The organism is Nocardia huaxiensis (assembly GCF_013744875.1).
GTDB lineage: Bacteria > Actinomycetota > Actinomycetes > Mycobacteriales > Mycobacteriaceae > Nocardia > Nocardia huaxiensis.
Window position 1 is genome coordinate 2,766,863 of the sequence record NZ_CP059399.1, and the last position, 12,122, is coordinate 2,778,984.

Consider the following 12,122-nt stretch of genomic DNA (forward strand, 5'->3'; position numbering starts at 1 on the left):
TAGCAATCTACTGGCAAACAATAGGGGGACGATCAGGGCACGCTCCTGTGCACCGCGTACCCTGCGATCGGCCGTCATTCGGTAGTCTCGCGGCCATGGGTGCGCTGGTTGTCGTAGAGGGGCTCGACGGTGCGGGCAAACGCACGCTGACCGATGCCGTCGTCGCCTACCTGCGCGAGCGCGGGCTGACCGTGGCCACCCTCGCGTTCCCCCGCTACGACCGCTCCGTGCACGCCGACCTCGCCGCCGAGGCGCTGCGCGGCCGGCACGGCGACCTCGCGGCATCGGTGAATGCCATGGCGCTGCTGTTCGCGCTGGATCGCGCCGACGCCCGCGACGAACTGTCGAAGCTGTTGGCGGACAATGACATCGTGCTACTGGACCGCTATGTGGCCTCCAATGCCGCCTACAACGCGGCCCGCCTCGAGCAGGGCGCGACCGGCGAAATCGTGAGCTGGGTGGGCGAATTGGAGTTCGGGCGATTCGGGATGCCTGTCCCGAATGTGCAGATTCTCCTGGATGTCCCCGTCGAAGTGGCCGAGGAACGCGCCCGGCTGCGCGGCGAAGCCGACGCGACACGCGCTCTCGACGCCTACGAAAAAGACGGAGGACTACAGCGCCGCACCGGAATTGTCTACCGTGAACTCGCGGACACGAATTGGCACGGACCCTGGTGGGTGCATCGGACCGGTGACGATCCCGCAACACTCGCGGCGCGGATCGCGGAAAATGTTGCTGGATAGGGTTGGATGTGCGCCGACAGGTCACGAGTGTTGGCGTGGCGGCCCGATCGGAGCGCGGAAGGTGACAACATAGTAGTTATGAAGCCGAAGATTCTGGTCGTCGACGACGATATGGCTCTCGCGGAGATGCTCACGATCGTCTTGCGCGGTGAGGGTTTCGACCCTCACGTCGTCGGTGACGGCACGCAGGCGCTGACCGCGGTCCGGGAGCTGCGTCCGGATCTCGTGTTGCTGGATCTCATGCTGCCCGGCATGAACGGCATCGACGTGTGCCGGGTGCTGCGAGCCGACTCGGGAGTGCCGATCGTGATGCTGACGGCGAAGACCGATACGGTCGACGTCGTCCTGGGTTTGGAAAGCGGCGCAGACGATTACATCGTCAAGCCGTTCAAACCGAAGGAACTCGTTGCTCGCGTGCGGGCCCGCCTGCGCCGCACCGAGGAGGAGCCGCAAGAACTTCTGTCCATCGCGGACATCGTCATCGACGTGCCGGCGCACAAGGTGACCCGCGGCGGTCAGCAGATCTCGCTGACTCCCTTGGAATTCGATCTGCTGGTGGCGCTGGCCCGCAAGCCGCGCCAGGTGTTCACCCGCGAAGTGCTGCTCGAACAGGTCTGGGGCTACCGGCATGCCGCCGATACCCGCCTGGTCAATGTGCACGTGCAGCGGTTGCGCGCCAAGGTGGAGAAGGATCCCGAGAACCCTGAGATCGTGCTGACCGTACGAGGCGTGGGTTACAAGGCCGGACCGCCGTGATCGCTGGCTCCAGAAACCGCCTCGAGCGGTGGCTGGCGGTAGTTGTGGCCTGGTTTCGCACCGTAGGTGAGCAACTGGGCCACGTATGGCGGCGTTCGCTGCAGTTGCGCGTCGTCGTGTCCACGCTCACCCTGTCGCTGATCGTGATCACGATTCTCGGAGTCGTGCTCACGAGTCAGATCACCGACCGGCTGCTGGATTCGAAGATCAACGCGGCCGTCGAGGAGATGGGCCGTGCGCGCAACACCGTGCAGGCGACGCTGACCGGTGTGCACGATTCGAGCACCCAGCTGTCCCGATTGGAGGACGCACGCCGCGCGCTCGCGGGCAGCGGCGGCTCCCAATCCGGCGGCGCCGCAGGCAGTTACGACTCCGCGCTGGTCATGGTGGGGGATTCGCAGAACGAGCTGACCGCGGGGCCGATCCAGGAAATCCCGCCGGAACTGCGACATTTCGTGCAGGAACGGCAGGTCAGCTATCAGTTCGCACAGGTCTCCGATCCGGACGGCTATCGTGGACCCGCACTGATCATCGGCAGCCCCGCCGCCGACATTCCCACGCTCGAGATCTACCTGATCTTCCCGCTCACCAATGAGAAGAGCGCGCTGTCCCTCATGCGCGGCACCATGCTCATCGGTGGCATCGTGTTGCTCGTCCTGCTCGCCGCCATCACCGCCCTGGTGACGCGCCAGGTGGTGCTGCCGATCCGCTCGGCCGCCCGCATCGCCAGCCGCTTCGCCGACGGCCGTCTGAAAGAACGCATGCTGGTGCGCGGCGAGGACGACATGGCCCGGCTGGCCATGTCGTTCAACGAGATGGCCGAGAGCTTGTCCACGCAGATCACGCAATTGGAGGAGTTCGGAAATCTGCAGCGCCGCTTCACATCCGACGTCAGCCATGAACTGCGCACGCCGTTGACCACGGTGCGCATGGCGGCCGACCTCATCCACGGATCCAGCGACGACCTGGACCCGGCGCTGGCGCGCTCCGCCGAACTGCTCGTCAACGAACTCGACCGGTTCGAGGGCCTGCTCAACGATCTGCTCGAAATCTCCCGCCACGACGCGGGTGTCGCCGAACTCCAGGTGGAATCGCTGGACGTGCGCATGTGCGCGCGGGCCGCGGTGTCCACGGTCCGGCACCTGGCCAAGGAATCCGGCGTCGAACTCGTCGTCGACATGCCCGAGGAACCCCTGGTGGCCGAGGTGGATCCGCGCCGCGTGGAACGCGTGCTGCGCAATCTGCTCGCCAACGCCATCGACCACAGCGAGGGCAAACCGGTGCTCATGCGCATGCGCGGCGACACCGACGCCAATGCCGTCGCCATCGTGGTGCGCGATCAGGGCGTGGGCCTGCGGCCCGGCGAGGAGAAGCTGGTGTTCAACCGCTTCTGGCGTTCGGACCCCTCCCGCATGCGCCGCTCCGGCGGCACCGGCCTGGGCCTGTCCATCAGCGTCGAGGACGCCAACCTGCACGAGGGCAAACTCGAGGCCTGGGGCGAGATCGGCCAGGGCGCGAGCTTCCGCCTCACCCTGCCGCTCATTCGCGGCCGCAAACTCGGCACCAGCCCACTGCCGTTGGAGCCGCCCAAGAAGCCGCGCCTGGTCGAACCGCTCGCCCTCGAAGCCGGTTCACCCGAATCCGGCTCCACCGCAGGCGAACCCGGCTCCGACCCGGCCGAGGGCGACAGCGCGTCCACCGCCCCCGCCGAATTCGGCACGGGCCCCACCGGTGCCGCGGTCGCACCGGGCTCCGGCCTGCCCGGAAGCGATCCGGACGCGCCGGCGATCGGCCTCCCCGCCGAAACACCCATCGCCGCAACCAAATCCGGCTCGGACGACATCCCGTTCGAAGGATTCGTCCGGTTCGACAGCGAAGCCCACACCATCGTCGCGCCGGAAGACCAGGGCGGCGACGCCGCCGAGCCGGAGCACGACGTGGCCCCGGCCACGGGTACGAGTGGCGCGGACGACCACGGCGACGGCAACGCCCTCCGAGCCGATGCGGCCGCGGGAGCAGAGGCCAACGGCGACAACAGCATTGCGGCGACCGATGTCGGTGGCCCGGAAGGCAACGGGGACAGCACAGTTCGGCGAGACGCGGCGCAACCGCCGAGTGCCGGGGACGGCCGGCCATGAGGCCGGCGTCCTCGCGCCTGCTGCGGGCGCTCGTCGTGCTCGGCTGCGTGCTGGGCATGACGGGCTGCGCCAGCCTGCCGGATTCGTCCGCACCGCAGGCACTGGGGACGCTCGATCGCCAGCCCACCAGTGCCGAACCGGCGCCGCCCATTTCGGGCCGGGAGCCGGATCAGCTGCTGCGTGACTTCCTGCAGGCGACCGCCGATCCGACCAACCGCCATCAGGCGGCGCGGCAGTTCCTGTCGCCGTCGGCCAATGTGAATTGGGACGATTCGGCCGGGACGACCATCGTGGATCGGCCGGACACGCTGCGGGAGTCGCGGACCGCCGACACCGCCACCTATGTGATCCGGGCGCGCAAGATCGGCGAACTCTCACCCGACGGCGCCTACCGGGCCAGCGACGGCACCCTGGAGAACAAGGTCGAGCTGGTGAAGGTAGACGGCGAATGGCGCGTCGACGCCCTCCCGTCCGGCGTGATCGTGGAGCAGACCGCGTTCGCCAAGTCCTACAAGCGGTATTCGCTGTTCTTCCCCAACCTGGCCGGCCAGGCCATGGTGCCCGACCTGCGCTGGGTCTCGGTCCGCAAGGACCAGCTCCCGCAGCGCCTGCTCGGCCTGCTCGCCGAGGGCTCGCAGACCGCACTCGAACCGGCCGTCCGCAACCCGCTGTCCACACCGGTGACCCTGCGCGGACCCATCACCAAGGCGAACGGCGAGACCGAGAATGTGGGCGTCGGCGCGGGCGGCGTGCAGGTGGACTTCAGCGGCGCCGCGGCGCTCGACCAGAAGGCCAAGGACCTGCTGGCCACCCAGGTCGTGCTCACCCTCGCCGGCGCCGACGTGATCGGCCCGTACGTGCTGCTCGCCGACGGCAAGCCCCTCGACGAGCGCTACGCCGCCGGCTGGCAGCTCTCCGATGTCGAGGACATGGGCCCGAACGCGGTGGCCCGCAATCGCGCCGGCCTGCACGCGGTGCGTGACGGCTCGCTGATCAGCGTCGGCGAGAACGGCATCGCGCCCGCGCCCGGCTTCTTCGGCACCACCCACACCCTGCAGTCGGTGGCGGTGTCCCCGGATGCCCAGCTGGTCGCCGCGGTCGCCAATTCCGGTCGGCCCGAACCGGAACCGGGCCGCACCCTCATCATCGGCACCTATGACGGCCAGGGCTTCCCGGTGGACGCCGCCGGCAGTTTCACCCGGCCGTCCTGGCCCGCCGACGGCAGTTCCGCGTGGACGGTGGTGGACGGCGAGAAGGTCAAACGCGCGGTGCACGACCGCGCCACCGGCAATGTGTCGCTGCAGGACGTGGACATCACCGAACTGATGGCGGCGCAGGCCAATTCGAACGGCTCGGTGCCGCGCGGGCCCATCACCGAACTGCGCATCTCGCCGTCGGGGGCGCGGGCCGCACTCGTGGCGGGCGGCAAGGTGTACCTGGCCGTGGTGACCCCGCAGCCGGGCGGCAGGTTCGCGCTCACCTCGCCGCTGCCGCTGGCGGTCGGTCTCACCACGCCGGTCGTGTCCGTGGACTGGCAGACCGACGAGAAGGTGGTCCTGGTCCGCGAGGGCAATATCGATCCGGTGGCGACGGTCCTGGTGGACGGCTCCGGTTTCCAGGCCCAGACCACCCAGAACCTGACCCCGCCGGTGCGCGTCGTGAGCGCCGTCCCGGACCACGAATACGTGGCCGATTCCCGCGCGGTGCTGGAACTCACCCGCAATCCCGAGGGCGGCGAATACTGGCGCGAGGTCCCGGGTCTCGGGGCCAATGCGGTCCCGGTGCTGCCGGGCTAGGGACGGTCCGAGCGGCGGGTCCGTTCTAGCCCGCTGTACACGTATTTCGGCTTGTTCTGGGGGTATTCGCGCCGGTAGGCAAGGTTCTGCGCGCACACTGAAGGGTATGGGGGAGCTGCTGGATCTGATCCTGCCGCGCACCTGCGGCGGCTGCGGAGCGAGTGGAACGGGCTGGTGCGCCGACTGCGCCGGATCGCTGTCGGGCCCGCCGATCCGCATTCGCCCGCGCGCCGATCCCGGGGTGCCGTGCTGGGCGCTGGCCGCCTATCGGGGCGTGCCACGACGGGCCGTGCTGGCCGCCAAGGAACAGCATCGCCGCGATCTGGCGACCCCGCTGGGCACGGCTCTGGCCAGGGGGCTGAACCGATTACGGGACACCTCCCGCCCCCTGATCCTGGTGCCCGCACCCAGTCGCGGCAGCGCCTCGCGCCGTCGCGGCGGTGACCCCGTGGTGCGTGCGGCACGCGTCGCCGCAGGTTGGCTGACCGATAGCCAACTGGTACGAATGTTGCGGTTCCGGCCCGGTGTGCGGGATTCGGTCGGTCTGGGCGCGGGCGACCGGCAGCACAATGTACGCGGGCGGATCATCGTAGTACCGAGCTCCTCGACGAGGGGGTGGTTTCCGGCAAATGCCCAGGTAGTGCTTATCGATGACGTGCTGACCACCGGTACGACGGCGAGTGAGTCGGTGCGGGTGCTGGCTGGTACGGGTGTGCCGGTTTGTGCCGTGCTGGTGACGTGCCACGCTTGATTCTTCGAAATTTGCGTGAACACTGGCGGACAGGTCGCTGGCGGACTAACTTGGCGATCAGACACCCGAACTCGACGTTTGGAGGTGGCGCCTCGGACATCATGTGCCGAGCGGTTTCCGTTGAGACACCGACGATCGGCACACGTTTCAATCCCGCCGCACGAGCGGCTTGTGCGGCCAGATCCGGGAGGTACGCGTGACGACTACTTCACGACCTTCAGCGAAGAACGCAGACACCACGGTGCTGCTGGACGATGCCACTGTTCCCGACGAGCCCCGCGGGGCGACGCACGCGGACGTGGTGGTCAAGGGACGAACTCTCGGTGAGGGTGGCGTTCCCGAACATTTCCGAATCCACGTCTCGGACAAGCTCTCTCGCTTGGAGCGCTACGATCCGACCATCTACCTGTTCGACGTGGAACTCACCCACGAACCCAACCGTCGTCAACGCAAGAACTGCCAGCGGATCGAGATCACCGCTCGCGGCAAGGGTCCGGTCGTCCGGGCCGAAGCCTGCGCGGACAGTTTCTACGCCGCGCTCGAGCTCGCGGTCGAGAAACTCGCGAGCCGGCTACGCCGCATGAAGGACCGTCGCAATGTCCACCACGGCGACAAGACGCCCATCTCGGTATCGCAGGCGACGGCAGGACTCATCGACGATTCACTCTTCGCTGCCACCAACGGATCCTCCGATGCACACGAACACTCGGCCTATGACGCCGAAGCCGACAATGCGGGCCCCGGCCACGTCGTGCGCACCAAAACCCATCCGGCGATTCCCATGACCATCGACGACGCCCTCTATCAGATGGAGCTCGTCGGACACGATTTCTTCATGTTCATGGACAAGGAGACCGACCGACCGTCGGTCGTGTACCGCCGCCACGCCTTCGACTACGGCCTCATCCGGCTAGCGTAGGCGCGCATTCATCCACTTTCGGCCGGGGCTTGCAGGGCCCCGGTCGCTGGCATCTCTGTGCGGCCTGGTCGCCGGTATGCCTGTCGGCGCACTTGCTGTGACACGGTGTATCAGTTACAACTGATGTCATGGCTACCAAGGGCGCTCGCCGTGCCGTCATCGTCGCCGGGGCGCGGACCCCGTTCGTGCGGGCATTCACCGATTACACCCGTATGGACTCCATCGACCTGGCCGATACGGCCGTGCGCGGACTCCTGGAACGCAGTGGGCTGCGCAAGGATTCGGTGCAGGCCATCGTGTGGGGCGGGGTGATCCTGCCCAGCGGGGCGCCCAATATCGCGCGTGAGATCGCGCTGGATCTGGCACTGGATCCGGGGTGCGAGGGCTACACCGTCACGCGTGCGTGCGCCTCCGGGTTGCAGGCCGTGGTGTCGGCGGCCGCCGCCATCGAGCGCGGCGAATACGACATCATGATCGCCGGCGGCAGCGACTCCACCAGCAATGCCGAGGTGAAGCTGCCGCAGAAGATCGTGCACGCCGCCGCGCCGCTGGCGCTGGGCAGACCCAAGCCGAAGGACTACCTCTCGGCCGCCATGCAACTCGCGCCGTTCACCGACATCGTGCCGCGCCGGCCCAAGATCGAGGAACGCACCACCGGCGAGGTGATGGGGGAGTCCGCCGAGAAGATGGCGCGCATCCACGGCATCACGCGGGCCGCGCAGGACGAGTTCGCGGCGCGGTCGCATCATCGAGCCGCCGCCGCCATCGAATCCGGGCGCTTCGACAGCGAAGTGCTGTCGGTGACCACCCCTGAAGGCAAGACCATCACCCGAGACGGCCTCGTGCGCGCGGGCACCAGCGTGGCGAAACTGGGCACGCTCGCACCGGTTTTCGCCAAGGGCGGCACCGTCACCGCGGGCAATGCCAGCCCGCTCACCGACGGCGCGTCCGCGGTCCTGCTGATGAGCGAGGACAAGGCCCGCGAACTCGGGTTCGAGCCGCTGGCCGCCTTCCGCTCCTGGAGTTTCGTCAGCGTCGACCCGCGCGACCAGGTGCTCATCGGCCCCGCCATCTCCATGCCGCGCGCCCTCGACAAGGCCGGAATGTCATTGTCCGACATCGATTTCGTGGACATTCACGAGGCTTTCGCGGCGCAGACCCTCTCGGTGGTGTCCGCGCTGGCCAGCACGGAATGGGCCAAGACTCGCCTGGACCGCGACACCGCCGTCGGCGAGATCGACCCCGCACTGCTCAATGTGCACGGTGGCTCGGTCTCGCTCGGTCACCCCTTCGGCGCGACCGGCGCGCGCATGGTCACCACCATGGCCAATGAACTGGCCCGCACCGGCAAATCGACTGCCCTGCTGGGCATCTGCGCCGCAGGCGGCATCGGCGCCTCGGCCGTGCTCGAACGGGTCTGACCCGTTCAGATCGCCGTGACCGGGTAGCGGATGAGTGTCTTCATGGCCTCCGGCGCTACCCGGCCCGGTGCGGACAGATAGATCTCGTGATGCCGTCCGCGCAGCTTCTTCCCCTGCGCGGCAAGGAATTCCATGAGCCGATCCCGGGTCGGCGGCTCGGTCGCATATGGGCCCACATGCAGAATCTGCCCGCTCTCGCCCTCGTCGAAGATCTCCCACCGCACCCGATCGATCGGCGCATCCGGCTTCTTCTTCCGCGTAACCGCGAACGCCTCCTGCACCAACGCCGAATCCGCCTGCGGCGGTTGCTGAATCATCATGGTGTAGGTCCAGGTCGACCGGTCGGCCGTCGGCCCGCCATCCCACTGCCCCTGCAGCGGCGGCACCGAATACACCACCGTCCCAGCAGATTTCAGCAGCCCCCGAATCCCATAGGCGACCGCGTAGAGCGCCCCCACCGTCGCCTTGTACTCCGCCCCGTCAGGATCCCCGATCCCGTCGATCATGAGATACGGCAGCGGCGGCACGGTAAGCAGCACCGGTTCCCGCCGCGCCGCGTACAGGTCCCGGTACGCCTTCTTGAAATCCAGTGTGTCCATGCCAGCGATTCTGATCTCTCCCGTGACGGGAGAGTCAACGCCATGCCGACCCGAAAGGGTCCCGGGGCCGGACCTACTTCTTCGCTGAACCGGTCAGCGCCGACGACCCACTGACCAGGGTTTCCATCAGCCATTCGAGGGGGTTGCCGGGATAGCAGGCGGCCGTGCTGCCCCACGGCAGGCACGGGGTGGCCACGGACTCCGCGGTGCCCGGCGCAACGGTCTGCGCCTGTGCGCCCGGTGCGGCGACGGCGGCGAGGGACAGGGCCATGGCGGAGGTGATGAGGATTCGTTTCACGGTTGCTCTCGATCTCTAGCTGCCGGACGACCCCTGCCGCCCGGTGGTGGCGAGACTATCGACGTGTGATCACCGACCCAACCCGCGAGTTTCAGGGGGAGCGCCGGTGTGACACGCCCGGTCGGGGGTTTCGGATCGCTGTCGACTGGGCATCTTGTAGTGACGGGAAAACGATCAGGACGGATGCGAAAGATGTTCGGCAAGAGCACAATTGCCGCCGCAGCCATCGGGATCGGGACCATCGTCGGAGCTTCCGGAGCCGCTGTTGTCGAAGGCGCTGTGGCCTGGGCCGACCCGGTTCCGGTCGATGCGCAGCCACTGGCGGGACGCGATATGAAGCAGGTCCTCACCGACTACCGCGCCCATGCCGGTGAACAGTTCGAGGTGCACGGGCTGGTCTACTCGGATGTGGCGGTGTGGACGCTGGTCTTCGTGACCGACGGCCCGGCCGAGTTCTACACCGTGGACGGCGCGCGGGCCGAGATCATCGGCCCGGATGCGGGCGGGGTGCGGCAGGGCGACATTTTCACCGGCACGATCACCGTCACCGGGCAGAACGGGGTCAATGATCCGGTGGTGCACCTGGAGAACGTGCGAGTCGTCGGCCACCAGGAGTGACCGCCGCCCTCAGGCGGTGAAGCTCTCCCAGTGCACGGCAGCCTCGAGCGGCCGGCGGCTGCGCCAGCCGAAACGCTCCAGATCCGGCACCCGCTGGAATTCGTGCACCGGGCCGACACACAGCCAGGCCACCGGTTTCACGCCTGCGGGGACGCCGATCAGCTCGGTCAGGAACGGGGTGTCGTAGAAGCTCACCCAGCCGACGCCCACACCCTCGGCGGTCGCCGCCAGCCACAGGTTCTGGATGGCCAGAATCGTGGAGTAGAGACCGGTTTCGGGCACGGTCGCGCGGCCCAGCACATGGGTGCCGCCGCGCTGCTGGTTGTGGGTGACGACGATGCCGGTGCCGGACTCGACAATGCCCTCGATCTTGATCGGGTTGAAGGTCTCCGCCCGGTCCTCCGGCAGCGACTCGTGGAATTCGCGTCGCTTGTCCGCCACGTGATCGGCGAAGCGGCGCAGGGTCGCCGGCTCGCGCACCACCACGAAATCCCACGGCATCGAGTTACCGACACTCGGCGCGCGGTGCGCGGCCTCGAGAATCCGCAGCAGCGTGGTGTCGTCCACGACCTCCCCGGTGAATTCCGCGCGCACATCGCGACGCAATCGGATGGCGTCGTAGACGCTCAGACATTCAGCTTCGGCGATCGGGCCTTCGGAACACACGGCCTCCAGTGAACCAGGCCGGTCGGCCGGCGGCACGGCGGGTCCGGGACCCAGCCGGGACGACGATGCCCCCGCCGGGAATCGGCGGGGGCATCGACGAGTGAACGGCAGGATCAGCCGACGAGCGCGGGCTCGCGGCGGGACAGCTTCTTGCGGCCCTGCTTCAGGGCGGTGCGCAGGCCCCGGTAGCGGCCGGTCATCGGATCGACGTAGCCTTCGCCGCCGAAAGCCTTCTCCGACTTGGTTTCCGGGGCGTCGTCGGAGCTGCGGCGCAGATACTTGTTGGGCAGCGACAGCTTCATGATGGTGCGCCACGACTTGGCGTACTGCACCGGCAGCGAACCGGTGGTGTAGGGCAGGTCGTACTTGTCGCAGAGGGCGCGCACGCGAACCGCGATGGACGCCAGGCGGTTCGACGGCAGGTCCGGGAACAGGTGGTGCTCGATCTGGTGCGAGAGATTGCCGGTCATGAAGTGCATGAGCGGGCCGCCGGAGATATTGGCGCTGCCCAGCATCTGGCGCAGGTACCACTCGCCCTGGGTTTCGCCGTCCACATCGGCCTTGGTGAACTTCTCCGCGCCGTCGGGGAAATGGCCGCAGAAGATGACGGCATTGGTCCACACATTGCGGATGATATTGGCGCCCAGGTTGGCGGTCAGCGTGCCCAGGAAGGCGGGGCCGGTGAGCAGCGGGAAGATCAGGTAGTCCTTGGCGGCCTGCTTGCCGATCTTCTTCAGGACGACCTTGCGGTCCTCCTCGAACTGGATGCGCTCGGGGCTGCCGGCCGGCCACTTCTTCTTCGCGACCTTGCCGAGCTCCAGATGCTGGATGGCGACGCCGTATTCGAAGAACATCTGCAGCAGCAGGTTGTACACCGGCTGGCCCAGGTAGAAGGGGGACCAGCGCTGATCGCGGGTGACGCGCAGCAGGCCGTAGCCGATGTCGTCGTCCATGCCCAGCACATTGGTGTACTTGTGGTGCAGGAAATTGTGGGTGATCTTCCAGTGCTCGGACGGGCCGGCGTTGTCCCATTCCCATTTGGTGGAGTGGATTTCCGGATCGTTCATCCAGTCCCACTGGCCGTGCATGACGTTGTGGCCGATCTCCATATTCTCGATGATCTTGGCCACGCCCAGCATTGCCGTGCCCGCGATCCAGGCGGGCGGGAAGAGGCTGAAGAAAAGCACGCCGCGCGCCGAGATTTCCAGGCCACGCTGCAGGCGGATCACATTGCGGATGTACTTGGCGTCGCTCTCGCCCCGGGACGATTCGATTTCACGGCGGATGGCGTCTAGTTCGGCGCCGATCGCTTCCACGTCTTCCGGGGTGAGGTGTGCGTATTCCTTGACATCCGAGATCGCCATGCTGGTTACAGTACCGTAGGTTACGGCTCCGTAGGTTACGACGGTTTGAATCT

Annotated in this window: 11 protein-coding genes and 1 pseudogene; 8 read left to right on the top strand and 4 right to left on the bottom strand. The window is 67.4% G+C overall.

Annotation, left to right across the window (positions count from 1 at the left end; genetic code table 11):
- The first annotated feature begins 95 nt into the window (after positions 1-95).
- The 7 genes and pseudogenes from H0264_RS12330 (at position 96) to H0264_RS12360 (ending at position 8,524) form a co-directional block, all read left to right on the top strand.
- Positions 96-743, top strand: a complete 648-nt coding sequence (locus tag H0264_RS12330) for a dTMP kinase (protein ID WP_181584083.1) — start codon at positions 96-98, stop codon at positions 741-743.
- Positions 744-821: 78 nt separating this feature from the next.
- On the top strand, positions 822-1,499 hold the full coding sequence (gene mtrA / locus H0264_RS12335) for an MtrAB system response regulator MtrA (RefSeq protein WP_029931579.1): 678 nt from the start codon (positions 822-824) through the stop codon (positions 1,497-1,499).
- A pseudogene (mtrB, locus tag H0264_RS12340) lies at positions 1,496-3,118 on the top strand (MtrAB system histidine kinase MtrB); the annotation flags it as partial. The gene mtrA and the pseudogene mtrB, both read left to right, overlap by 4 nt.
- A 515-nt stretch (positions 3,119-3,633) precedes the next feature.
- Positions 3,634-5,433 carry an MtrAB system accessory lipoprotein LpqB gene (lpqB, locus tag H0264_RS12345; protein ID WP_181584084.1) on the top strand — a complete coding sequence of 600 codons (1,800 nt, stop codon included), beginning with the start codon at positions 3,634-3,636 and terminating at the stop codon, positions 5,431-5,433.
- 106 nt (positions 5,434-5,539) lie between these two features.
- Complete coding sequence (locus H0264_RS12350; protein WP_181584085.1) at positions 5,540-6,184, top strand: ComF family protein; 645 nt, start codon at positions 5,540-5,542, stop codon at positions 6,182-6,184.
- Between the two features lie 196 nt (positions 6,185-6,380).
- A complete protein-coding gene (hpf, locus tag H0264_RS12355) occupies positions 6,381-7,103 on the top strand; it encodes a ribosome hibernation-promoting factor, HPF/YfiA family (protein ID WP_420832057.1) in 723 nt (240 codons plus the stop codon).
- Between the two features lie 128 nt (positions 7,104-7,231).
- On the top strand, positions 7,232-8,524 hold the full coding sequence (locus H0264_RS12360) for an acetyl-CoA C-acyltransferase (RefSeq protein WP_181584086.1): 1,293 nt from the start codon (positions 7,232-7,234) through the stop codon (positions 8,522-8,524).
- Between the two features lie 5 nt (positions 8,525-8,529).
- Here the strand turns inward: H0264_RS12360 and H0264_RS12365 are convergent, their stop codons facing one another.
- The gene (locus H0264_RS12365; RefSeq protein ID WP_181584087.1) at positions 8,530-9,123 is read right to left on the bottom strand and encodes a GyrI-like domain-containing protein; all 594 of its coding nucleotides are present in this window, start codon (positions 9,121-9,123) and stop codon (positions 8,530-8,532) included.
- A 73-nt stretch (positions 9,124-9,196) separates the two neighbouring features.
- Complete coding sequence (locus H0264_RS12370) at positions 9,197-9,421, bottom strand: hypothetical protein (RefSeq protein WP_181584088.1); 225 nt, start codon at positions 9,419-9,421, stop codon at positions 9,197-9,199.
- 183 nt (positions 9,422-9,604) lie between these two features.
- On the opposite strand from H0264_RS12370, the gene H0264_RS12375 reads away from it, so the two are divergent.
- Positions 9,605-10,039: a hypothetical protein gene (locus H0264_RS12375; RefSeq protein ID WP_181584089.1), complete on the top strand. Its 435-nt coding sequence runs from the start codon at positions 9,605-9,607 to the stop codon at positions 10,037-10,039.
- A 9-nt stretch (positions 10,040-10,048) separates the two neighbouring features.
- On the opposite strand, the gene bluB is transcribed toward H0264_RS12375, so the two are convergent.
- Both bluB and H0264_RS12385 read right to left on the bottom strand, forming a co-directional pair.
- Entirely contained in the window at positions 10,049-10,705 is a 657-nt protein-coding gene (bluB, locus tag H0264_RS12380) for a 5,6-dimethylbenzimidazole synthase (RefSeq protein ID WP_420832058.1), read from the bottom strand.
- A gap of 113 nt (positions 10,706-10,818) precedes the next feature.
- Entirely contained in the window at positions 10,819-12,069 is a 1,251-nt protein-coding gene (locus H0264_RS12385; RefSeq protein ID WP_181584090.1) for a fatty acid desaturase family protein, read from the bottom strand.
- Positions 12,070-12,122: the final 53 nt, after the last annotated feature.

What these genes read in the sequence shown, in the direction of transcription:
- H0264_RS12330 (WP_181584083.1), top strand. Translation starts at nt 96, where the DNA reads ATGGGTGCGCTGGTTGTCGTAGAGGGGCTCGACGGTGCGGGCAAACGC.
- mtrA (WP_029931579.1), top strand. Translation starts at nt 822, where the DNA reads ATGAAGCCGAAGATTCTGGTCGTCGACGACGATATGGCTCTCGCGGAG.
- lpqB (WP_181584084.1), top strand. Translation starts at nt 3,634, where the DNA reads ATGAGGCCGGCGTCCTCGCGCCTGCTGCGGGCGCTCGTCGTGCTCGGC.
- H0264_RS12350 (WP_181584085.1), top strand. Translation starts at nt 5,540, where the DNA reads ATGGGGGAGCTGCTGGATCTGATCCTGCCGCGCACCTGCGGCGGCTGC.
- H0264_RS12360 (WP_181584086.1), top strand. Translation starts at nt 7,232, where the DNA reads ATGGCTACCAAGGGCGCTCGCCGTGCCGTCATCGTCGCCGGGGCGCGG.
- H0264_RS12365 (WP_181584087.1), bottom strand. Translation starts at nt 9,123, where the DNA reads ATGGACACACTGGATTTCAAGAAGGCGTACCGGGACCTGTACGCGGCG.
- H0264_RS12375 (WP_181584089.1), top strand. Translation starts at nt 9,605, where the DNA reads ATGCGAAAGATGTTCGGCAAGAGCACAATTGCCGCCGCAGCCATCGGG.
- H0264_RS12385 (WP_181584090.1), bottom strand. Translation starts at nt 12,069, where the DNA reads ATGGCGATCTCGGATGTCAAGGAATACGCACACCTCACCCCGGAAGAC.